Origin of the sequence: Thermofilum sp. (assembly GCA_038741495.1) — an archaeon.
Classification (GTDB): Archaea; Thermoproteota; Thermoprotei; order Thermofilales; family Thermofilaceae; genus Thermofilum.
Genome location: JAVYKX010000004.1, coordinates 13,976 through 34,113, shown reverse-complemented (window position 1 = coordinate 34,113; position 20,138 = coordinate 13,976). Strand labels below are relative to the sequence as shown.

24 protein-coding genes are annotated in these 20,138 nt (G+C 59.1%); 10 read left to right on the top strand and 14 right to left on the bottom strand.

What is annotated here, in order from left to right; genetic code table 11:
* Positions 1-12 precede the first annotated feature (12 nt).
* From cooS to QXU72_08750, 4 genes are all read right to left on the bottom strand, one after another.
* Positions 13-1,920 carry an anaerobic carbon-monoxide dehydrogenase catalytic subunit gene (gene cooS / locus QXU72_08765; protein MEM0495336.1) on the bottom strand — a complete coding sequence of 636 codons (1,908 nt, stop codon included), beginning with the start codon at positions 1,918-1,920 and terminating at the stop codon, positions 13-15.
* Entirely contained in the window at positions 1,920-2,534 is a 615-nt protein-coding gene (locus QXU72_08760; GenBank protein MEM0495335.1) for a 4Fe-4S dicluster domain-containing protein, read from the bottom strand. Before QXU72_08760 ends, cooS begins: the two co-directional genes overlap by 1 nt.
* Before the next feature lie 118 nt (positions 2,535-2,652).
* On the bottom strand, positions 2,653-3,744 hold the full coding sequence (locus tag QXU72_08755) for a LysR family transcriptional regulator (GenBank protein MEM0495334.1): 1,092 nt from the start codon (positions 3,742-3,744) through the stop codon (positions 2,653-2,655).
* 6 nt (positions 3,745-3,750) lie between these two features.
* Entirely contained in the window at positions 3,751-4,320 is a 570-nt protein-coding gene (locus QXU72_08750; protein MEM0495333.1) for a V4R domain-containing protein, read from the bottom strand.
* 346 nt (positions 4,321-4,666) lie between these two features.
* Here QXU72_08750 and QXU72_08745 point away from each other — a divergent pair, with 346 nt between their 5' ends.
* Complete coding sequence (locus QXU72_08745) at positions 4,667-6,223, top strand: zinc ribbon domain-containing protein (protein MEM0495332.1); 1,557 nt, start codon at positions 4,667-4,669, stop codon at positions 6,221-6,223.
* A gap of 143 nt (positions 6,224-6,366) precedes the next feature.
* Here QXU72_08745 and QXU72_08740 read toward each other — a convergent pair whose 3' ends face one another.
* Entirely contained in the window at positions 6,367-7,227 is an 861-nt protein-coding gene (locus QXU72_08740; protein MEM0495331.1) for a DUF3267 domain-containing protein, read from the bottom strand.
* A gap of 57 nt (positions 7,228-7,284) precedes the next feature.
* Here QXU72_08740 and hypD point away from each other — a divergent pair, with 57 nt between their 5' ends.
* Positions 7,285-8,493 carry a hydrogenase formation protein HypD gene (gene hypD / locus QXU72_08735; protein MEM0495330.1) on the top strand — a complete coding sequence of 403 codons (1,209 nt, stop codon included), beginning with the start codon at positions 7,285-7,287 and terminating at the stop codon, positions 8,491-8,493.
* A 168-nt stretch (positions 8,494-8,661) separates the two neighbouring features.
* Positions 8,662-9,366, top strand: coding sequence for a hypothetical protein (locus QXU72_08730; GenBank protein MEM0495329.1), 705 nt, complete (start codon positions 8,662-8,664; stop codon positions 9,364-9,366).
* Positions 9,367-9,497: 131 nt separating this feature from the next.
* Here QXU72_08730 and QXU72_08725 read toward each other — a convergent pair whose 3' ends face one another.
* Together QXU72_08725 and QXU72_08720 are read right to left on the bottom strand one after the other, a co-directional pair.
* Complete coding sequence (locus QXU72_08725) at positions 9,498-10,772, bottom strand: uroporphyrinogen decarboxylase family protein (protein ID MEM0495328.1); 1,275 nt, start codon at positions 10,770-10,772, stop codon at positions 9,498-9,500.
* Positions 10,759-11,406 carry a cobalamin-dependent protein gene (locus tag QXU72_08720; protein ID MEM0495327.1) on the bottom strand — a complete coding sequence of 216 codons (648 nt, stop codon included), beginning with the start codon at positions 11,404-11,406 and terminating at the stop codon, positions 10,759-10,761. Before QXU72_08720 ends, QXU72_08725 begins: the two co-directional genes overlap by 14 nt.
* 618 nt (positions 11,407-12,024) lie before the next feature.
* Between QXU72_08720 and QXU72_08715 the strand changes: the two genes are divergently transcribed.
* Positions 12,025-12,990: a hypothetical protein gene (locus tag QXU72_08715; GenBank protein ID MEM0495326.1), complete on the top strand. Its 966-nt coding sequence runs from the start codon at positions 12,025-12,027 to the stop codon at positions 12,988-12,990.
* 185 nt (positions 12,991-13,175) lie between these two features.
* On the opposite strand, the gene QXU72_08710 is transcribed toward QXU72_08715, so the two are convergent.
* A complete protein-coding gene (locus tag QXU72_08710) occupies positions 13,176-13,403 on the bottom strand; it encodes a hypothetical protein (protein ID MEM0495325.1) in 228 nt (75 codons plus the stop codon).
* A 65-nt stretch (positions 13,404-13,468) separates the two neighbouring features.
* On the opposite strand from QXU72_08710, the gene QXU72_08705 reads away from it, so the two are divergent.
* Both QXU72_08705 and QXU72_08700 read left to right on the top strand, forming a co-directional pair.
* Positions 13,469-13,768, top strand: a complete 300-nt coding sequence (locus tag QXU72_08705) for a hypothetical protein (protein ID MEM0495324.1) — start codon at positions 13,469-13,471, stop codon at positions 13,766-13,768.
* On the top strand, positions 13,725-14,165 hold the full coding sequence (locus tag QXU72_08700; protein ID MEM0495323.1) for a type II toxin-antitoxin system VapC family toxin: 441 nt from the start codon (positions 13,725-13,727) through the stop codon (positions 14,163-14,165). The genes QXU72_08705 and QXU72_08700 overlap by 44 nt, the downstream gene beginning before the upstream one ends.
* A gap of 351 nt (positions 14,166-14,516) precedes the next feature.
* On the opposite strand, the gene QXU72_08695 is transcribed toward QXU72_08700, so the two are convergent.
* From QXU72_08695 to QXU72_08670, 6 genes are all read right to left on the bottom strand, one after another.
* The gene (locus tag QXU72_08695; protein MEM0495322.1) at positions 14,517-14,747 is read right to left on the bottom strand and encodes a hypothetical protein; all 231 of its coding nucleotides are present in this window, start codon (positions 14,745-14,747) and stop codon (positions 14,517-14,519) included.
* A 168-nt stretch (positions 14,748-14,915) separates the two neighbouring features.
* Positions 14,916-15,347 (bottom strand): PIN domain-containing protein, encoded by a 432-nt coding sequence (locus QXU72_08690; GenBank protein ID MEM0495321.1) that lies wholly within the window; start codon positions 15,345-15,347, stop codon positions 14,916-14,918.
* The gene (locus QXU72_08685) at positions 15,301-15,585 is read right to left on the bottom strand and encodes a hypothetical protein (GenBank protein MEM0495320.1); all 285 of its coding nucleotides are present in this window, start codon (positions 15,583-15,585) and stop codon (positions 15,301-15,303) included. Before QXU72_08685 ends, QXU72_08690 begins: the two co-directional genes overlap by 47 nt.
* A 439-nt stretch (positions 15,586-16,024) precedes the next feature.
* Positions 16,025-16,357 (bottom strand): nucleotidyltransferase domain-containing protein, encoded by a 333-nt coding sequence (locus QXU72_08680; protein MEM0495319.1) that lies wholly within the window; start codon positions 16,355-16,357, stop codon positions 16,025-16,027.
* Positions 16,350-16,778, bottom strand: coding sequence for a HEPN domain-containing protein (locus QXU72_08675; GenBank protein ID MEM0495318.1), 429 nt, complete (start codon positions 16,776-16,778; stop codon positions 16,350-16,352). Before QXU72_08675 ends, QXU72_08680 begins: the two co-directional genes overlap by 8 nt.
* A 910-nt stretch (positions 16,779-17,688) precedes the next feature.
* Entirely contained in the window at positions 17,689-18,048 is a 360-nt protein-coding gene (locus QXU72_08670) for a retroviral-like aspartic protease family protein (protein MEM0495317.1), read from the bottom strand.
* Between the two features lie 509 nt (positions 18,049-18,557).
* Here QXU72_08670 and QXU72_08665 point away from each other — a divergent pair.
* From QXU72_08665 to QXU72_08650, 4 genes are all read left to right on the top strand, one after another.
* On the top strand, positions 18,558-18,899 hold the full coding sequence (locus QXU72_08665) for a nucleotidyltransferase domain-containing protein (protein ID MEM0495316.1): 342 nt from the start codon (positions 18,558-18,560) through the stop codon (positions 18,897-18,899).
* A gap of 15 nt (positions 18,900-18,914) precedes the next feature.
* Positions 18,915-19,316: a HEPN domain-containing protein gene (locus QXU72_08660; protein MEM0495315.1), complete on the top strand. Its 402-nt coding sequence runs from the start codon at positions 18,915-18,917 to the stop codon at positions 19,314-19,316.
* Positions 19,317-19,559: 243 nt separating this feature from the next.
* Complete coding sequence (locus tag QXU72_08655) at positions 19,560-19,802, top strand: hypothetical protein (GenBank protein ID MEM0495314.1); 243 nt, start codon at positions 19,560-19,562, stop codon at positions 19,800-19,802.
* A gap of 105 nt (positions 19,803-19,907) precedes the next feature.
* The gene (locus QXU72_08650) at positions 19,908-20,093 is read left to right on the top strand and encodes a hypothetical protein (GenBank protein ID MEM0495313.1); all 186 of its coding nucleotides are present in this window, start codon (positions 19,908-19,910) and stop codon (positions 20,091-20,093) included.
* Positions 20,094-20,138: the final 45 nt, after the last annotated feature.

The following is a 20,138-nucleotide window of genomic DNA, read 5'->3' as shown; positions in this document are numbered from 1 at the left end:
AAAAGAGCGATTTTAAGTGGGCCAGCCGAGCTTCTTTCTCTTCTCCATTATCACCTTGATGATAGTGTCCGCTGCTTTCACGGGGTCTGGCTCGACGTAGAACTTTCCTCCGAACACGCCCTCGATGTCCTCCGTGAGCAGCTTAGTGACCTTCTTGCTGCCGAGGACTGGCGGCACGACACCGAGGTGGACGAAGACTCCTGTGGCGACGAAGTAGGTTCCTATAGCGACAGCTTTCTCGCTGTACCACTCTGGGGCTGAGCCGGCGACGGGTAGGTCGGAGATATCTACACCTAGAGCTTCAGCCATAGCCGTCAGAGCGATCAGGATGCGGCTGCAGTCCACGCAGCTACCCATGTGCAGAGCGGGAGGTATGCCCAGCGCCTCGCAGATTTTGCGGAGACCCGGCCCGGCTTTCTCCGCTGCCTCGGGCTTGAGGAGGCCGTGCGCTGCCGCAGCCATCGCCCAGCAGCCGGTGCCTACTACCAGGATGTCGTTGGCGATCAGCTTCTCGGTGAGAGTGATGTGACCGTAATTCTGCTTCACCTTCGGGTTGTTGCAGCCTACAATGCCGACGATGCCCTTGATAGTCCCGTCTTTCAGCGCGTTGAGCAGAGGTTCGAGGGAGCCGCCCAGCGCTTTAAGAATGGCTTCCACGCTGAAGCCGGCAACAGCCTCCATCTTCTCTTTGGGGATGTGAACCCTCTCCTTCTTCCTGTTGGGGTAGTTCTCGATAGCGAGCTTGACTATCCTCTTAGCTATCTCATCGGCTTTCGCGGGGTCGAACTCGATGTGCACAGCGCCAGGGATCTTCGCCTTCGGCTCCGTAGTGATCAGCTTAGTGTGGTAGCACTCCGCTAGGGACGCGAGAGCCGGCATGACGCACTGGTAGTCAACGACCATGGCCTCAACTGCGCCTGTGATTATGGCGAGCTCCTGGAGCAGGAGGTTGCCGATAGCCGGAACGCCGAGCCTCATGAGCACCTCGTTACCGGTGCAGCATATGCCGGCCACGTTGACCCCGTTAGCGCCGTACTTCTTCGCGAGCTCCTGCATCTCCTGGCTCAGCGCGACCTCTGCTATCTTCATTGAGAGGATTGGGTTGTGGCCGTGGACGATGATGTTGACAGCATCCTCTCTTAGAACGCCTAGGTTCGCGGCAAACTTTACGGGCTTCGGGGTCCCGAAGAGGATGTCGCTGAGAAAAGTAGCCATCATGGAGCCGCTCCAGCCGTCCGCGAGGCTCGTCCTCACGCCGTGAAGCAGCAAGTTGACGGGGTCGGCGTCCACGCCCATGTGCGTCCTGTGCATGCACTCATTAACCTCCCTGTCGATCGCTCTGGGCATCACGCCCAACTTGCTCCAGAGCTCCTTCCTCCTCTTCGGCGCGAGCGCTAGCAGAAGCTTCAGCGGCTCCTCCCCCGGCTTGCCGAACTCGTGAGCTAGCACGTGAGCGAGATCCCTCACGATCTCCTGGTCGCTCCTACCCTCCACCGGTATCCCTAGGGCGCTAGCAACCGCTCTGAGCTTCTCGGGGTCGGTGACCTTGTACGCCGCGGTCTTGCCCTCACCCACCAGCTCGAACACGTGAAGAATATCTCGCGCGTGGTCACTGTGCGACGCTGCACCTGCGGCGATCATCCTGACGATATTCCTGGCAACGATCGTGTCGGCGTCCGCACCGCAGACTCCTCTCGCTGGGCCGTAGCCGAAGGGGTCTATCCTGCAGGGTCCCAGCATGCAGTTCCTGCAGCAAATACCTAGGAGACCGAAGCCGCACTGCGGCTGCTGCTCGAGGTGCCTGTGCCACGCGGTCTCGACCCCCTCCCTCTCCGCCTTCTCGATGAGCTCTGCAGCTGCAGGGTTGATAGTTACCTCACCGGCGGGAACTCTAACTCTCAACCTCCTTGCCTCACTCATTACACCCACCCCGCTCCCCTGTACATCTCCCGGACGAACGCGGGGCTCATCGGGGTCTCAACACCCCTTTCCCTCTCAGGCTTAGCCACCAGGATGCCGGCCTCGGATGAGAGCCTTTTGAGAACCTCGCGTGCTTTAGCTCCCGCGACCTGCGCCATAAGCTCCTCAAGAGTGCCGAAGCGCAGCGCTCTCGTAGGGCAGGCCTCCGCGCAGGCAGGCTGCCTGCCCTGCCTGACTCTCTCGAAGCAGAAGTCGCACTTAACCGCTACCCTCAGGGCGGTGTCAAGCCTGACCGCGCCGAAGGGGCACGCCTGCGCGCACATAAGACAGCCGATGCACTTAGCGCTGTCCAGCAGGATGAAACCTTCCGGCGACCTGGAGATCGCCTTCGTGGGGCATACAGCCATGCAGGGGGCATCCGCGCAGTGCTGGCAACGCATAGGTACCGAGTACCCGTCAGCCAGTAGTACGCGAATTCTCGGAACCGGGCGAGGTTCCTCCAAGTGAGCAGTGTATATGCACTTCGTCCGCGAATGCTCGACTGCGCACGCGATCTCGCAGGACTTGCAGCCGGTGCACAGCTCGGGTAGAACTAGGATGAAGAGCTGCTCCAAACCCCTCACCGCTGCGACCTAATACTGTATCGCGAATTTTATGTATTCCGAGTTATACATAATGCACATTATTAAGGAGAAGCCGAGTGCTTATCGCTACTACTCGGTTGAATGAATTTCAGCCCGGAATTCTCTCGTAGACAGCTCTCAGCGCTTCGCGGTAGGCTGCAAGCACTTGAAGGCCGAACTCTGTGAGGTGGCACACCCCCCTAGACTTACCCCCACGCCGCGTCTCCACGAGCTTGTGGCCGAGGTTCCTCTCGAGCGTCTTCAGCTTCTCCAGGCAGGTGGGATAGGGGATTCCGAGCGCAGCGCAGGCAGCTTTCAGGGATTTTACGGAGTGGATAGCCTCGAGGAGAGCGATCATCTGAGGCGTTATCACAGTACCCGTCGCGTCTTCCCTCATGCTCAGCTGAACCTCGAGCCTGAAGGCCGGCGTGTTGATGCAGGGGGAGCCGCTGGAGAAGAGAAGCTTCCTCAGCGTGCCAGTGTCAGCTTCGCTAGCATTCACGGCTTCAGGATCCCTCGGGTGCTTCCGCAGGAGGCCTTCGTGTGAGAGGTAGAGAAAACCGCGGAGGTGAAGCGGCCGCAGGAGGAGTAGGGCAGGGTAGCCGTAGAAGTACGCTCTCGCAGCGGTGTAGCCGTAAACCTGCCCCATCGGCAAGCCGACCTCGGCTTTCAGCGCTGAAGCGAAGCGTGAAGCATCTCTGCCGCTATCGCAGCTGTACGGGGTCTCGCCCACTACGAGCTTAAGCCCCATGCTCTGCGCGAGCTTCACCGTGTCCCTGAAGCTCCCTAAAGCGGGTAGAGAATCCCCGAAAACCCACCATAGTCCGACGCGCAGATCGAAAGCCGAGAGAATAGTCTTCAAGTGCTCGAGCGGGGGTGGCTGCTGGGCTTCATGCGTAACGACTACCAGCTCGTCCGCGCTAGATAGAGCTGCACGCACTTTAGCGAGTTTAGCCAGCTCGGCTGGTGAAACGAGCCATGTGACCTTTCTGGAAGCCTCGAAGACTAGCTTTCCAATCCTAAGCAGGTCTGGGTGGCTCGCCCAGGAGCAAACGACTACCGTCTCGTCAACTCTCTCGAGAGTTTCGAGAAGATGCTTCAGCACATCGTAGGAGAGGAGCCTCTCCCCACCCACGAAGGGGCATGAGGGGCAGCTGCCCTCGCAGCTCGGCGACAGCGATAACAGCAGCGTGCGCTTCATACCGACCTACTCGAAAACGATCTCGAAGCCGCAGAACGAGAAGCCGAGCCCCCAGCAGTACTTCTCGCGAACGATGTTCGGGCCGTAAAGCTCTCTCAGCACTCCCTGAAGCACTCCAGCCTCAAAGTCGCAGAGAGTCTTACCCAGGTTGGGGACCCCGTAGCAGCTCATACACTCGTAGATATTCACCTTCATCGAGCTCAAGCTCTCCTTCACCACGTCCATGAGCCCAACCCTGTACAGCGCTAGTGCTAGTGGAGCGTCGTCGAGGCTCCGCACGAGCCCGCTCCGCACGAGGTTGACCCCCAGGTTGTACCCGGAGGACCTCATCAGCGAGACCTTGGAGGGGAGGGCGTCGCTCAGCGCAGTGTACTCGATGAGCCTAAACGTGTTAACGTAGAACACATCTGAGTTGTCGATGCTCGAGAAGAAAGGCCTCCTCTCTACCAGGAAATCCTCAAGCCGCAGCCTACCCGCGCTAGGCCTCGAAGGTCCTTTCTGAATCTCCTCCGCGTACTTTCTCCTCCACTGGGACACAGCCTCCTCCAGGCGGCTGGAAAGCTCCTGCGCGCTCATGCTCCACCACCCCCACCGCATAGAATAAGTGCAGCCCCTGCTTAACGCTTTCCGTGAGCTACGCGTGGCACCGGCTGGACGTGGGCACCGGGGGGGGGGGTGCCCGCAGCAGCCTGAGCGCCAGCCCCAACCCGTACTCGCCGAAGAGCTGCTGGAGCTCCGCGCCCCTCGACCCACCCCCCAGCCCCCAGCTTTCTACCCTCGCTGCTCGCGAGCCGCTCCATACCTTCACCCTGTGGCGAAAGCCATGTAGAGGGTGAGCCAGCCTTCCCTCAAGCGCCGGCACCATTCTCCCGGGGGGCGTTGACCCCCGTATCCCTTGCGGCCATAAATAGGGTTTGGGCAAGTGAAGCTGGGGGGGCGGATGGGGATGGGGGCCGGCACGGCGAAAGGAACCCCTGGGAAGATGGCCCCGGGGGATGGCTTCAGGGTCTTCAGGATCAAGGCTTCCAGCGCTCTCGAGGCGGCTCTCGCGGCGCTCTACAAGGTAATCCTCGAGGCTATGGCCGGCGCGGGGAGCGAGGTAGTCCTTCCACACAAGGACTACCTCTACTACAAGAAGGAATTCCTGAACATGCTTTCATCCAATAAACCGAAGAGGCGGAAAGGCAGGCGGAGGAAGCAGAGGAGGAAGTGGAGGACTCCGCCGATCCCGCTGCTGGCGCAGTTCAGGTGGAGGGGGAGGGTGTACGGTGCGGCGCACGCAGTCTGCCGCTTCGACCTGGACAGGGGGGTGCTGACGTTCAAGGGTATGGGGATAGCGATCCCCCTGAAGAGGAGCTTAGTCGAAGCGCTGATCGGGGAGCTGGAGCTAGATCCTCCGCCACGCTTTACAATGTTCCTCACCTGCACTGGCGGGCTTAGGCTGGTGGCGCGCCGCAGCCCGCTGAGGTGGTGGTCTGAGGCGGGTGAGGAGTGCGACGACGCAGACTACCCGGCGCCGTTCGCGGTCTTCGCCCTCGACGTCAACAGTAGGAACGGCCTCGCAATACTGGGCTTCGAGGTCGGGGACAGGGTGAGGATGGTGCGGCAGCCGATGAGGGTGAAGCCCCCGAGGAAGGAGTGGGGGCTGGTCAGCGCGCTGCAGAGCTACAAGGACAGCGCTAGGAGCGGGCGCAGCCCCTCGGCGGTGCGCGAGAAGTACGGGGAGCTGCGCGAGATATTCCCCGCCAGCGTGCCACTAACACCCTCGAAGGCAAAGGAGCTGCTCGGCGAGGTTCACGGGGCGCACGCGGCCAGGGTGAGGGAGTGGGAGAGGCAGCTAGTCCACTACCTTCGTGGAAAGATCAGGGAGCATGGGAGGGTGGTGATAGTGGTGGACAAGCCGGACCCCGAGAGCTTGAGGGGGACGCCGCTGCAGAACACCATCCTGAGAATCTGCAGGAGGCTGGAGAACCTGTGCCGCTACGAAGGAGCGCTCTACATGGAGGTGAGGGCTTCGGGGCAGTACTGCCCCCTCTGCGGGAGGAGGGGAGTCGAGGTTGGGTGGCGCCATTACCGTTGCAGCCAGTGCGGCCTGGTCTGGAACCGCGATTACAACGCGTGTATTGCCCTAATCGCCAAGTTCCTCGAGGGCCTAGGCCTAGCCGAGAGGTTGCGAGCATGGCTCCGCGAGCACCCGAGCGTCTTAGCGCCGAGTTTCGAGCACCAGAGCCCCCCTTCCCGGGACCCTGCCGCTTTGGCGGCGCTGGTGCCCGGGTGCTCCGCGCGCGGGATCGAGGGTCCACCCCCGCTACCAACTGGGAGGTCCCCCTCCGGGGATGCGCTCCGGCGACGGTGCGCTGAAAGGAGAGGGTGTAGGCCACCGCCAAGGGCGGCCGACCCCATGACCCGCCCCGGCTATCCCGCGAGGAGGCCGCAGGGCGGGCCCCAGAGGCCCGCAACGGCCAAAAGGGGGAGATGAGCACGGCGCGGGTCACCCGCAGAGCCATAAACAACTGAGAGAGCTGCGGGCTCCTCCCTTATATACTTGCTACCCGGGCCGGCTGGCAGGGCTACTTCCGCGAACGGTGAGCCGGGCTGCTCAAAAAATGAGGGATTACCCGCTCACTTGGCCTCAACTTCTGTTAAGCGGTGGAGTAGACGCCTAGACCTTCTCGCCCCTAAGGCTGCTTCGAAGACGCCCGTCGCCGCTAGAGCGGCCAGCACGGACCCGTGCCTTACCGATAACGTGACCTCGTAGCTGGCCCCCGCGGCTGGAGAACCTGCAGGCTCTGCTGGCCCCCGCACGGCGAACTCCGCGAGAGGAAGCCCAGCCAGCGCGACTTCGCTCCGGGTGAGCACTGCTGCAGCCAGCGAGGCGGCAGCAACTGCGAGAAAACTCACGAAGAACACGTAGACCGCGTCTAGGGCGAGTAGAGCTACGGCGCGCGGCTTGCCGCCCACGATGACGAGCCTGTCGCCTTCGTCCTGCACGAGAGCTCCCCTGCCCGCGCTGGATGCGAGGATCGAGAAGACGATGTCGCCCGAGGCGCCGACGGCGTTGAGCCAAGAGATCATCAGAGCTACAGCCCCGGGGAAGCCGCCGAGGAAGATGAAGGGGTAGGATGCGGCTGAGATGATCAGGGGGGCGAGCGCGACGATAAGCCACCTTGAAACCGGCAAAGGCTTCTCGACTTTCACGTAGATGCCCGCTGCTAAGGGACCTAGCTTAGCTACGCCGAAGCCTACGCGGGAGCCTCCGAGCAGCAGAGCAGCAGCCGCGTGCGCCGCCTCGTGCAAGGCCACCACTACGGGTATCGCTACCGCTAGCGCTGCAGCTGACTCCTGGGGGCTGACCCCGCCTGCACCCGCTCCGGCCTCCCTGAGAAGCGCGAATACCAGGACCCCTAAGAGGAAACCGACCGCGAACACGTAGCGGAAGATGAGGGGGAGCGTGATGACTGCGCGGGGCTGGCCGCCGTGCACACGCCTAGTCTAGCAGTGAGCTTTTTTTATCTCTACGGTGGAAACATCCCGAAGCGGATGGCGCTCAGCAGCGAAGCGGCAGCTTTCCCGCTCGAGAAGATTTTCCGCGAAAACCGGCCGCTGGCTGCGAGCTTGAGGAGGGCGATCGAGAAGAAGTTCGAGAAAGTCGTCTCGAAGCTGGGGGTGGAGCGCATCAAGGTGATGGACTTCTGCGGGACGCACGAGTGGACTATAGTGCACTACGGGATCAGAGGCTTGCTCCCCAAGGGGGTTGAGCTCGTGGCGGGCCCCGGCTGCCCCGTCTGCGTCACCCCCTCGTACTACATCGAGTCCGCGATCAAGCTCGCGCTCGAGGGGGTGGTCGTGTACACTTACGGTGATACCTTCAGGCTCCCGGCGCTCAACCCCGTGGACGGGGTTTCGAGCCTGGAGGGTGCGAGAGCGCGCGGCGCGCCCGTGAAAGTTGTCGTCAGCGTGGGGGACGCGGTGCGGGACGCGGCGAGGCATGGGCGCGACGCAGTCTTCCTGGGGATCGGCTTCGAGACGGTGGCCCCGGGCTACGCGCAAGCTCTGCTCAGCGGCTCCCTGCCGGAGAACCTAAAGGTGATGAGCCTCGTGAAGCTGACCCCTCCCGCGATGCTGTACTCGCTCGAGATCCTCCGCGAGAAGCCGACCGAGCCGCCCGTGATGGGGGTGATAGCTCCCGGCCATGTCTCCACAATTACAGGCGCGAAAGCCTGGACTCCCGTAGCGGAGAGCTTCGGGATACCCGTAGTGGTCGCGGGCTTCGAGCCGGTCGACGTTCTCGCAGCGGTAGCAGAGATCCTCCGGCAGCTGGAAGCGGGGGAGGCTCGCGTCGCCATCGAGTACACGAGGGCTGTGACGTGGCAGGGCGACCTTAAAGCGCAAGCTATGATTCACAGGGCCTTCGAGACTGTGCACAGCGCGTGGAGGGGCATCGGCTTCCTCCCCTACAGTGGGCTGCGCATCAGGGAGCAGTTGAGCAGGTACGATGCTCTCAAGCACTTCGGGATCGAGGAGATTAAGCCGGAGACTTGGAGGAAGGATACGCCGCCCGGCTGCAGGTGCGCGGAGGTGATTCTCGGGAAGGCGAAGCCGACGGACTGCCCCATGTTTATGAAGAAGTGCACGCCCAGCAGCCCCTACGGGCCCTGCATGGTGAGCGTCGAGGGCACGTGCGCGATCTGGGCGCGGCTGGGTGGAGCGGGTCTCGCCGAGGAGCTAGCGAGGGAGCTGGGGCTCTAAACGGTCTCCGTGCGCTGCGCAAGCCTGTTGGTGTTTCAACAATGTAGGATGGTAATGTTGCACGGAAGGAGGATTCAAGTTGAAAAACCCTATGTGGAGGTTTGAACAGCTGGGAAAACGCCTGCAACGCTGCGAAAATTTAATATACGTTGATGCTGCAAAAAACTTGTGAAGAGAATAGAGTCGAAAAACCAGAGGTTCCTGGTTTTAGTGGAACAATTGCTGGCTAAAGACACCATCACGGCCTCGGAGCTAGCGCAGGCTCTAGTGCAGAAACTCAAGCTCACGCAGAACACGTCGAAAGCCTACTCCTCGCAGCTCCTCACGGACCTGGCCGAGAAGGGGGTTATGGAGAAGCGTGGAAGATCCTACTCCCTCTCCCCGAGAGGCTGGGCAGCGCTATTCAACTTCATCTCGCGCACACCTTTCGCTGAGAAGTACTACGACCTCTTCATCGACAGGCTCTCCCGCAGCGTCCCCGCCGCCAGCGCGTTTAAAGAACCGTTACGAATACTGCGCCGCGTTTACGCGAGAGTTGTCGGAGAGCCGGAGAAGCTGCCCCCAGAAGAGAGAGACCTCCTGAACCTCTTCCGCTTGATACTCAGGCTCAGCCCACCCCGCGAAGTCGCCTCCTGGGAGGATGCCCTCAGCGCAGCGATGCCCGACATCGGAGTCTTGAGAGACCGGAACATTTTCTACAGCATGCTTAGAGACGAGCTGAAGCAGGCTGACGAGCTGACCCGCTCCGCTATGAAAGACCTTCTCGGCAGGCTAGCTGACAGCTTACACGCTGAAGCCAGAGGCCTCGAGCGGGAAGTAGATCGCAGAAGGAGCATCGCTTCCGAGCTCGCAGAACTGGCGAAAGCCCTCTAAGCAACTGTCAAAACTCTTTTCGTTTTTATCGAATTACTCCCCCACGTGTACCGAGCACTTTAACTGTGTGTACCTTCTGGAGCAGCGCCGCGGCCTCGAGGCGCTTCAAGCAGCAGAGTAGAGCATCAGCTTCAATACCTCCCGCAGGCTAAGGTAGCCTCGATCACAGCCCACAGGTTCTCGATGCGTGTCGCGGCGGTTGGAGAGGCTTGGCCTCCCGCGAAGATGAAGCCGCCTGGCTCTTTAACCTCTGTAAGCAGCTTGCAGGCTTCCTCGTAGACCTTCTCCCTGGAGCCGTGCATCAGCAGCGAGAGCGGTAAACCACCCATTAAGACAACGTGATCTCCCAAAGCTTCCCTCGCTCTCCGGAGGTCCGTCCTCTCGAACCAGGCGATGACGCGGCCCTTGGGCAGGTCTTCGAGGTAGTGCAGGAAGGGCGTGAAGTTACCTTCGAAGAAAATCCAGGGCTTAGCGCCGAGGCTTAAAGCCTCCTGGACGACCTCCCTCAGGCTGGGCCAGTAGAACTCTTCGAAGAGCTTTGGCGGCAGCATTTCGTTGAGGTGGAGCGGGAAGAAGACCAGCACGGTTCTAGTACCGAAAGCTTTCTCGGCAACTTCCGGCGGAGAAGTTGACGCCCTCACGCACCTCCTGAGAACCGGCGTGAGGGACTCTACAGCCGCTTTAACGTCGTCAGGGTGGCGCCGGAGATCAAGCATCGTGTGGGTGGGGTACCTGAGGAAGTCGCTGATTAAGTCCAGGGGGGCGTAGCCCCAGCCTGTGGGGAAGGAAGGGTAGCCGAGCTGAGCCGAGAGGGAGCCCACCTTCGCCATCGTTGCTGAGAAGTTCTGCAGTTCAACCCCTAGCTTCACGAGCGCGGGGTAGAGCTCAGCTCGACCCCTAGAGAGTAGCCCAAAGGCTCGTGGTAGCACTCTCTCGTTCACGAAGCCCAGGGGGTCCTCTGCAAGGAACCTGTACTCATCGGCTTCCATGAACTTCCCGCCGGTGAACTGAGGGTGGGCAGTGGGCGCCAGCTCCCTCCCAGGCCACTTCGTGTACTTGTCCTGAAGGATGTCGTGGAAGGGGCCCATGAGGAACCTGGCCCAGGCAGCGACCTCCGGCTTCTCCACCCAGGCCAGCAGAAGCAGGTACATCTCCAGGCCGGGGACGAAGTAAGGCAGAGAGTCCACACCTTCAACGTTAAAGTCGCTACCCCACTTCTCGGCAACCCTTACCTGCGCCTCCCAGCTGAAGCAGAACTCCTCGGTAGTCAAGCCCGCGTAGCTGGCCACCAGGTCGGGAGCGGGGAGGAGGGTTAAAGGGACCCTGTCGGGAGCGCGGTTTGCGTACGCCTTCTCCAGCCTCTCTCTACGCTCCCTGAGGAGCTCTGCCGGCTCAAGGGCTGCCACGCTCCCCACCCCCAACCCAGCTCAGCATAATCTTAACCCCTGCAGCCGCGCTGTCGGCCCAGGCGTCCGCTCCCGTGTACTTCATCGCTTCCTCGTCGACCCTACCACCCCCTATGATGACTTTCACCCTGCCCCGCAGGCCCGCCTCCTCGAGAGCTTTGACAGTAAGCTTCATCGACTCGATAGAGACGGAGAGCAGGCCGGAGAGGCCGACAACGTCAGGCTCGTACCGCCTTACAGCTTCCACGAACTTCTCGGGGGGTACGTCCACCCCCAAGTCGATCACCTCGAAGCCCGCGGCCTCGGCTAAAGCGACGACAATATTCTTTCCAATATCGTGGATATCGCCCTGCACGGTGCCGATCACCAGCCTGCCTACAGGCTTACCGCCTCCGCCGCGCAGCAGCGGCCTTACAAGCTCGCTAACCTCCTTGAGGATCTCCCCCGCCATGACAAGGTCCGCGACGAACAGCTCACCCCGCTCGTACCGTTCGCCGATCACCTGCGCTGCCCTCCTAACAGCCTCTAGGAGCAGGAGGGGGTCGCCCCCCACCTCGAGCCACTCGCGAGCCAGCTTCAGAGCCGTGCTCTCATCGAGTCTGAGGATAGCATCTACCAGCTCTTCGAGCTGCACGAGCGAGCCCCCGGCAAACGCCGGATAAGCGTTGCGCGCGAATACACGCTGCTCATCATGCTAGCTGCGACAACAGCTGCTACGTAGATCCTGTGCTCAAGCGCCGGCAGAGCTTCACCCGCACTAGAGAAGTGATCGCGCCTGGGAACGGAAGCTCGACTGCTCCAAGCCCAGCTCCTCCAATAGGCTTTAGGCCCTCTCGAGCCCCTCCCAGCCAGCTCTCAGCTTGCCGAAAGCTCCTTCAGCTCAGCCTCGTGCAGCTCTTGCAAGGTTCGCGCTGGTCCCTGCCGCTTTTCTCCTGGGCAGCTCACCGCGAAGCCCGAGGACGTAGCTACATGCGTTCACAGCTTCCAGTGTAGCCGTGAGGATAACCCGGAGCTCCTCGGCGCTTCGCAGCCGCGCACCTGCAGGTCAGCCAAGCCTACACGCTGAAAGCACGGCTTCTAAGAATTCTCACCGTAGTGGCCCGCTACTCGCCAGCTCCCACAGCCTTCCCGGCTGTGAGCAGCACCAGCGCTACCCTTAGCGCGCTTAACCTAGCAGCGCCGCAGGATACGCTCTCAGCGGCTCCGTAACGGTTTATATAGCTCCTGACACCACTCTCTCCGGTACGGCGTGATGGGCGCTAGCCTGAAGAAGAGGTTCCTGGACCTGCTCGAGAAAGACTCGGAGTTCCGGCACACGGTGATAGGTTACCTAGGATTATCGGAAACGCTCGAGAAGCTGAACGCCCTGGCAGCAGAGCAGAGCAAGATAAGGAAGGAAATGAGCAAAACGTGGAAAGAGATCAAGCGGTTGAGGGAGGAGCAAGTCAAAATATGGGAGGAAATCAAGCAGCTGAGAGAAGGACAGAACAAGCTGTGGGAGGAGGTCAGGAGGCTGAGAGAAGAGCAGGCCAAGATATGGGAAGAGATCAAGCAGCTAAGAGAAGAGCAAAGCAAGCTGAGGGAGGAGCAAGTCAAAATATGGGAGGAAATCAAGCAGCTGAGAGAAGAGCAAGTTAAGATAAGGGAAGAACAGGCCAAGATATGGGAAGAGATCAAGCAGCTAAGAGAAGAGCAGGCCAAGATATGGGAAGAGATCAAGCAGCTGAGGGAGGAGCAAGTCAAAATATGGGAGGAAATCAAGCAGCTGAGAGAAGGACAGAACAAGCTGTGGGAGGAGGTTAGGGATATTCGGGTAACGCTCAACAGAGTGGTGATCACTCTAGATAGGCTCACTCTAAGCGTCGAGGAGGAGGCTGCGAGCTGGATCAGGCACAGGTTGAAGGAAAAGCTCGGGGTGGAGATTGAGATCGGCAGGCTGTTCATAGACTCAAAGGAGGTGAACTTCTACGGAGCGGTAGGAGATCTATGCGTAGTAGGAGAGGCGACGGTCAGGCTGGGTGTAGGTCTAGTGGAAGAGCTGAAGGAGAAAGTCAAGCTAATCGAAGAGAAAAGGCCAGAGCTCCTAAGGCCTAAGATCGTGAAAGTAATCTACGCGGACTACGCAACACCCGATGCGCTGGAGCTCGCAAGAAGAGAGAAAGTATGGGTGCTGAAGTGGAGCGGGGACCTGACGCCCATGGTCGTGGAAGAGAGGTAGCGCGGCTCCACCCCAGAGCGCGCACGAAGCTTCGAAACACTCCCTCGAGAAGCACACCCGCCGGTGAGGGGAGACGCTTCAGATGTTTGATAACAATGTTATGATAAAGGCTAACAACGTTATAATCATCTCGTGGCTTCCCTGGGCACTGCCAAGGGGAGACCCCTCCACCTATTATAACAAAGTTATTCTAGATCATAACAGTGGTAGCATACCGGCAGGGGCATCACCGGTATCCGCAGGCAGGAAAGCACCTCAACCCTCCGAGCAAGCTCCGCGAAAACCCTCCACGCCCGCCACCACCCTACCCGCATAGCAACCCTTCCCCGTCTCAAGCCTGTCAACCAAAGCTTCAGCAAGCACGCCACCCTCGCGCTCTTCCCACCCAACCTCTCGAGCAATGAAGCTTTCACAGCTTTAGCAGTAGCTTTTGAGGCGGAGAAGTTATATACTTACATACGTATATACTGCTGGCAGTATGGTGGCTGGGAAGGTTAAAGTCACCCTTTCGCTGAGGGAGGACCTCGTTAGAAGGTTAAAGAGTAGGCTTGCTTTGGAGGGAAAGAGTCTCAGCGAGGTTGTGGAAGAGTCTCTAACCGTGTATGAGGGGGCTGAGCTACTCGAGAGGATCTGCGACGAGCTAGGCTTGGAGAAGAGATTCTACTCGAGGTTCGAAGTTGAGGCAGACAGGCCTAAGGGGTTTAAAGCAGAGGAGGTTGTGAGGGATGTTAGAGATGAGCGTGCGGAGCGTCTACCTGGATACCAGCGCTCTGGTTAAGAGGTATGTTTGGGAGGAGCACAGTGCCCATGTTGACGAGTTGTATAGCGAGGCTCACGCCGGGAGAATCAGGATAGGTTTCTCAGTTTGGAACATCGGCGAGGTGGCGGTAGTCCTGGACGAGTACGAGAAGAGGGGGATCATAGAAAATGCGAGAGCGGTGTTCACGAAGTTTATTGGCGAATCCCGTCTTCTCGAAAAACTTAACCAGCTAAAACTCGTCCCGCTAAGTTTTAAGATCATTACCAAAGCTGTGAATTACACGTTTAAACACGGAATCTACATAGCTGATGCCGTGCAGCTTACATCGGCTGAGGGCTTCGACGCGTTCCTCACATACGATAAAAAACTGGCCCAGATAGCAAGCCTCGAGGGATTAAGCATCGTGCGAACCTGAGGGTCAAAGCTGTAGACGATAAGAAGGAAGAAGCTTCCGAGAAACCTTAGCCAGCGCTGGGAAGCTGGCAAGTGAAGCACCTACGAGTTGAGAGCCTGTGCGCGGCTGCCAGATGGCGTCTCCCGCTACGCAGTGGTGTAAACGAAGCAGCAGGGACTTAGAAAGAGAGTGCTGCTACTGCAGGGGGGAATGGAGACCGTGGGAACGTGTGGGGAGGGGAGTCGTTCTCCGCGCGCGATGAAGCCCCGAGAGCGTGGCTGCGAGAAGATGGTGGAGACCAGAAAGGCTACTTAAACGTCTTCGCGCACTAGATCAACAGGCACCTAACGCCCAGTAAGACGGGTAACCGCCCTAATCCGTGTATTTCTCGGCAGACTTGCTCCACTCCTCCTCTATGTCCCTGAACTTCTCACCCTTGATCTTCCAAGACCTCTTCAGCGCTTCCACCTCCCACTCGCGCAGCCCATCGATCCTCCACGACGAACCCTCGTACATAATGTCCTTGTGTTCGTAAGGGTGCCACTTACTCTTGTGAGGAGGAGAAATAATCCTGAGCGGTTTAGCCTCCTCCTGCTCGCTCATCCGCTACCCCTTCTGCGAGGAAGGTAGAGTATAAGTCCTTTTTGCAGCGCGCGCCAAGCAACCAGGAAAACGTTAGCAGCTCACCACTAGACAGCAGCGTAGCAGACCCGGCGCGGCCGCGGCAGCCCTCCTGGCTCGAAAGCGCTCGCTCCCGGCCTCGAGCTCCTCCTACGCGCTCTCCGCTAGGATTTCGCGCGGCTCCACTCTCCTAACATCGAGGCCGTCGAAATCCCTATCGAAGCTCACGATCGGCAACCCCCTGCTCCTCGCGAAGTAGTAGTGCAGTCCATCGTCGAAGTCAAAGCCGGCTTTGCTCGCTAGCTCGCAAGCCGCCGCCTCCTCGCGCACAGGCAGGTCTACCACAGTCAAGCCGCGCCACGTCAGGATCTCCGAGAGAAACCTGGACACCAGGTCCGGCCTACCGAGGATAGCTGATATCCCGTGAACGTCGAAGTGAAGCATGAAAACTCTCACAGACCCCTCCTTAACCCTGTTCAACAGCTCGTAGGACTCCTCCCAGCGCTCCCTCTTGTAGAGAACCTCCAAAACCACGTTAGCGTCCACCAGGTAGGCTCCACCTTCTCCTGAGCGCTTCGGCAACGTCCTCACCTCCCCACGAGTAGTCCGAGAGCAAGCCTAAACCCACAATCCCGTCCACTGTAGCAGAGCTCGAAGCACGCTCTAGGCCCAGCTCCCTCTCTATAAGGTCCGCCACAGCCCTAGAGAGCGCGCCCCTCCTGAAACCATACTTCTCAGCAACATACCTCCTAAACCTCTCGGCCAGCCACTTGGGAAGCTCAACCTTAATCACCTCGGTAGCCTCCCCCACCACCAGCACCAAAGTACTTTAGTACTTAAGACCTAAAAAGCGTTACCTCGCGGAACCTTGAGAGCAGGGCTAGAGCTCCCTCGGGAAGACAGCTCCACAGGCTTAGAGCTCGAACCCCGACCCCGCGCCCACAGCCCTGCTCGTCCCGACGGTATGCGAAGCTAGGAGCAAGGGCAAAGCCACCCTCATCGCGGTAAAAGATACTACGCCGGCTGAGAGCCTCACCGATCAAGCGATCCCGCCTGATGAAGGAACTATCGCGTGGGAAGGGCTTCCACACTTCCCGGCGAAGTGTTCAAGAGAAGCGGGATGACCGCGCGCTTGACCTCCTGCGGCTGACGCGCACAGCACGACCGCAACCGGAAACGGTTTTCACAACTACCGTCCGCCGGCCGTCCGCCGGAAACCCTCCCGAGTCTGGAGCGCTTTCCCCGGAGGCTTGAGCCAGCTAGTACTCAAGCCCCTCGCCGGGGCGGGCTAGCGGGATCAGCACGCGGTACCGCTTAGCGCTTTCAGGCCCGACAATGTGCAGCTCTACAGGTAGGCTTAGAGGCACTCCCAGCTTATCCATCTCCTCGTGGATCTTAGCCCTGAGCTCCACAGCCTCCTCGAACGTCGGTTCGCGCGGCAGCACTACAACTACGTCGACATCGCTCAGAGCCGTGAGCCTCCCCTCCGCAGCTCCACCCGTCAGGTAAGCCCTAGCGCCAGGCGCAGCCCGGGCTACGGCCTCAACCACAGCGCCTAGGTGCACTTTCCAGCGAACCAGCGCCCTAAGCATCACCGAACACCTCCCTCTCGACCTTCTCGAGCACACCGACAATACTTTCAGCGGCCTCTACGAGCTTCTCTGCCTGCTCCCTGCTGTAGCTGAAGACTCCGTAAACTGAGCGCACGTGACCTTCCTCAAGCTCCGCTATGATCCCCCTGTTCCTCCTAACGTACTCGATCAGCTCCCCCGCCTCCCTGCGGAACCCTTTCTCCTCGAGAACGGAGACCAAAAGCCCAATCAGTGCCCTGATGCTATGCCCCCTTACCTCTTCGCCGGTGGTCCTATACAGGAGCGCTTTAACAAGTAGCTGGGCAGCGTACTCCGCGTTCAGAACCGCCAAATCGTACTCGCCGCTAAAGAGGAGCTGCTTAGCCAGCCTGAGCATGGATCGCGATCTCCTCTTAAGAAGCTCCACGTACTCGCCACTCACAACTCGGAGTACCAGCCTATTCTATTCTATTTATCGATCCGCGCTCGCCCCTCACTTCTCCGGTTCAACAGAGTCGGTCCCGCCCTCCAGCTTAACACCTTAGATCGCTGGGGTGAGCGCCATAAGGTCGATATGGAAGGGGCCTACGCACCTCCTTTAGTACCGAGTCGGTTAAGGTACCACAGGCTTTACGCGCCTAACACGGGTAGGAGTAGCATTCGGGTTCAAGTGAAGCTAGATGCTGCACAAGCTCTGCAAGGATGCAAGCCTCCCTACTATAAGCTATGCTCAACGTTAAGATCAGCGGGGCTGAAAGCCAAAAATGCGAGGGTTTACGAGTAGAGTGAAACGGGCAGAGAAAGTGAGGAGGTTCATTGAAAGGAGGGTGAGGGGGCCGAAGGCGAGGGAGAGCTTCAGTTGTGGTTAGGGAGCTGGAGGGGGAGTAGCCTGTTCCTCCCGCTTCTCTGCGAGCCTCGGGAGGGAGGGTCGCGATAGCAGTTGGCGCATAAGCTCTCGCAGCTCTCTCCCCCTCTGGGAGTAAGAGCGGCGCTGGCCAAGCTCGCGAACGCAACTGTTGCTCTGAATCAGGCTCAGACGTCAGAGACAGCAAGAGTTCCGTCAAGTGTACTCGGGCGCTTAAAAGCGGGGACTTTAGGCCAAGCATGCTCTACACCTTTATGCTTGATTACCCATTCCCAGCTCGTAAGCTAGGCAGACCTACGACTGACGAACAGAGCTTAAGAGAGTAAAAGTGCGAAGGCATCAAGAGTGCTTGTTCTCTCTGCCTTCGCGCTGCAGCGGCCTCAACGAATTCCTGTGGTATGGCAAAAGTTAGTTTCGAGGTAGAAGGAGGTAAAACCCCCTCTGCGCTGTTTTCTACACAACGCTGCAAGTCGGGATCGAGCTTTCCCTACACGGCCAGCAGCCCGACGTACTCCAGCTCGCCAGTGACCGGGTTGACCCGGTAACCCATGCTCTCCAGCGCTACGACGCCTAGGACCGCAGCATCCCCCTCCTCCGCAATCACGACTTCCACCACTGTTTCATGCTCCCCGTACCTTATCCGGGCGAAAGACGTCGAACGCTCGATGACTTTGCCCTCTACCGTCCTGAAGAGCTTCTTATACTCCGGCTTCACACCAATTTTCTCCAACACTTTTCGCGGTATCCAAGGTAGTACCGCGCCAGTATCTACTATGAGCTCCACATCCTCCCTGAGCTCTGGATTCACGGGATTAGAGATAGTCACCCTCACGCTCGTTAAACCCATACTTGCGAACCACCTCCCCTAAGCAGTAAAAGATCGGGGCAAAATAAAAACGAAAGTATCGCCAGCGCTATGAGGCACCCCGATACTCTGCCATGCAAAACCCACCCTAGCCCCAAGCTCACCCACGTTCCCGCAGCCCCCGGTGCACCCCCGCGAAGCCGCACCAGCCCCATCAACCGGGTTCCAACTGATAGCGGGCGCAGCACGTCCGCTCTCGCAGCGAGCAACCGACAGGCATCGATACTATGGCTGTGAAACCCTCTCGTCCACAGCCTACTGCGACCTTCGTCGCGAATACGGCGGAAAGCGTGGTTCAGCACCCCCTGCCGCCCCACTCCCAAAGTACTCTCTACGGCTTACGCTAGTTGACCTCCCACGCTGACAATCATCTGCCGCACTTTAACGCATAATGGCTGAAATTTACGCATAAACTTTAAGCTTCATTTATATGCAGCCTATCGCTGGAAACTTTAAAGGCTTAAGGAGCATTGAAATACCTAGATGCGGGAGTGGAGTGGTGTTCCATGCCAGGCTGCGTGCCTGAGGACGTGTTAAAGCTTCTCAGGAGTTTCGCTGAGAGAGCGGAGGATGTTTTGGGCAGCGTAGAAGTTTACCTCTTCGGCAGTTACGCTAGAGGTGATTGGCTCTCCGATAGCGACATAGACCTCATAGTCGTATCGGACGGCTTCAAGGGCCTTGATCTCGGGAGAAGACACGCGCTCGTGAGAAAGCTCCTGCCGCCCGGTAGGGGCTTTGAGATCCTGACCTACACGCCGGAAGAGTTCGAGGAGGCTAAGAGGAGGAGCATCGTCATCCAGGATGCCGCTGAGTACTGGATCAAGATAGCCTGAAGGGGGCCGGGCGTAATGAGGGGAGAAGCGCTGGATTGGCTCGAGAGCTCCTTAGTTGATCTAAAGGAGGCTAAGGAAGCCCACTCCCGCGGAAGCTACCACCTCTCTGCGTTCCTAGCCCACCAGGCTGTCGAAAAAGCACTGAAGGCGTACATCATAGCCTTCAAGAGGGTAAGGCTCCCTAAAACTCGCGACCCCGTAGAGCTGGCAGCAGCGGCATCGATACGGCTAGAGCCCAGCGAGGTCGAGGGGCTCTCAGAGCTCTCGCCATACTACGTGGTAGCAAGGTACCCAAACGCGGGGTTGCGGAAACCGTGGAAGGAGATAGCGCGAGGAACCTCCCAAAGGCTCCTCACAACGGCTGAGAAGATCGTCGGGAAAATCGAAGAGCTCTTCAAGCAAGCACAGCAAGGCTAGGCGAAACCCTTCAAGCCCGCTCTAACCGAGCACAGTCATACCCGCAACGATCTTTCACCGGAGAAGCTGAAAGCAGGCGAGCAATGCTGCCCCCGCTTACTCCACCTAGTTGACAACCCTGCTCGTCCTCGTTTCCTCGCCCCTCTAAGCGCTCGCAGCTGCCGGTGCAATTCCCGCCCGTTCAAAGCGAAAACGCAAACAACCTGGCGAACATAAGTGCCCCGGCGCGCCGCAGCCATAGCAATGAGCTCTCACGAAGTGCTGAACACGATCGCCATAGTAGCGAGCGTAATTTCATCAGCTGCCGCACTGAGCTACTGGCTAGCATCCAAGTTCGAGAAGCTCGAATCCAAGCTCAGCAGGCTCGAGGACACAGTAAGCAGGCTCGAGAACGCTTTTCTCTTGTACAACGAGCTTCTGCTTAAAATCTTAGAAGCCAAGGCGTCCTCACGCCCATGGAGAGCTACGCGCCAATACAGGCCCTAAAAGTGTCCCTACCCAAGCCTTCGAGCAAGCACTACACGAAGGAGGTTGAGGAGAGGCCTAAAGCCCTCCTAGACGAGGACCCAAAAAAAGTACACGCTCGAAGACGTGAAAGAGCTGGAGAGGATCGCGGATCTCATATTCGAGGAGTACAGAGTCGCCAGGAGGAAGAATCTCCTCGGGTACCAGGCGAGGCTAAGGGTAGCAGCTCAGGTCATAAAGATCGTCTTCGTCGAGCCGAAGACCAAAGGCGAGCAAGCTCTGAAACCCGAACCTCTAGAGAATAGAAACTAGCTCGAAGATTACATCTTATCGTGGCTCTTTTACTGAAGCGGCTAA

Excerpts from the sequence above, each read along its gene's own strand:
- QXU72_08670 (MEM0495317.1), bottom strand. The coding sequence starts at position 18,048 with ATGGGTTTAACGAGCGTGAGGGTGACTATCTCTAATCCCGTGAATCCA.
- QXU72_08755 (MEM0495334.1), bottom strand. The coding sequence starts at position 3,744 with ATGAAGCGCACGCTGCTGTTATCGCTGTCGCCGAGCTGCGAGGGCAGC.
- hypD (MEM0495330.1), top strand. The coding sequence starts at position 7,285 with ATGGCGCTCAGCAGCGAAGCGGCAGCTTTCCCGCTCGAGAAGATTTTC.
- QXU72_08715 (MEM0495326.1), top strand. The coding sequence starts at position 12,025 with ATGGGCGCTAGCCTGAAGAAGAGGTTCCTGGACCTGCTCGAGAAAGAC.
- QXU72_08695 (MEM0495322.1), bottom strand. The coding sequence starts at position 14,747 with ATGAGCGAGCAGGAGGAGGCTAAACCGCTCAGGATTATTTCTCCTCCT.
- QXU72_08660 (MEM0495315.1), top strand. The coding sequence starts at position 18,915 with ATGAGGGGAGAAGCGCTGGATTGGCTCGAGAGCTCCTTAGTTGATCTA.
- QXU72_08680 (MEM0495319.1), bottom strand. The coding sequence starts at position 16,357 with ATGCTTAGGGCGCTGGTTCGCTGGAAAGTGCACCTAGGCGCTGTGGTT.
- QXU72_08705 (MEM0495324.1), top strand. The coding sequence starts at position 13,469 with ATGGTGGCTGGGAAGGTTAAAGTCACCCTTTCGCTGAGGGAGGACCTC.
- QXU72_08700 (MEM0495323.1), top strand. The coding sequence starts at position 13,725 with ATGAGCGTGCGGAGCGTCTACCTGGATACCAGCGCTCTGGTTAAGAGG.
- cooS (MEM0495336.1), bottom strand. The coding sequence starts at position 1,920 with ATGAGTGAGGCAAGGAGGTTGAGAGTTAGAGTTCCCGCCGGTGAGGTA.
- QXU72_08655 (MEM0495314.1), top strand. The coding sequence starts at position 19,560 with ATGAGCTCTCACGAAGTGCTGAACACGATCGCCATAGTAGCGAGCGTA.
- QXU72_08750 (MEM0495333.1), bottom strand. The coding sequence starts at position 4,320 with ATGAGCGCGCAGGAGCTTTCCAGCCGCCTGGAGGAGGCTGTGTCCCAG.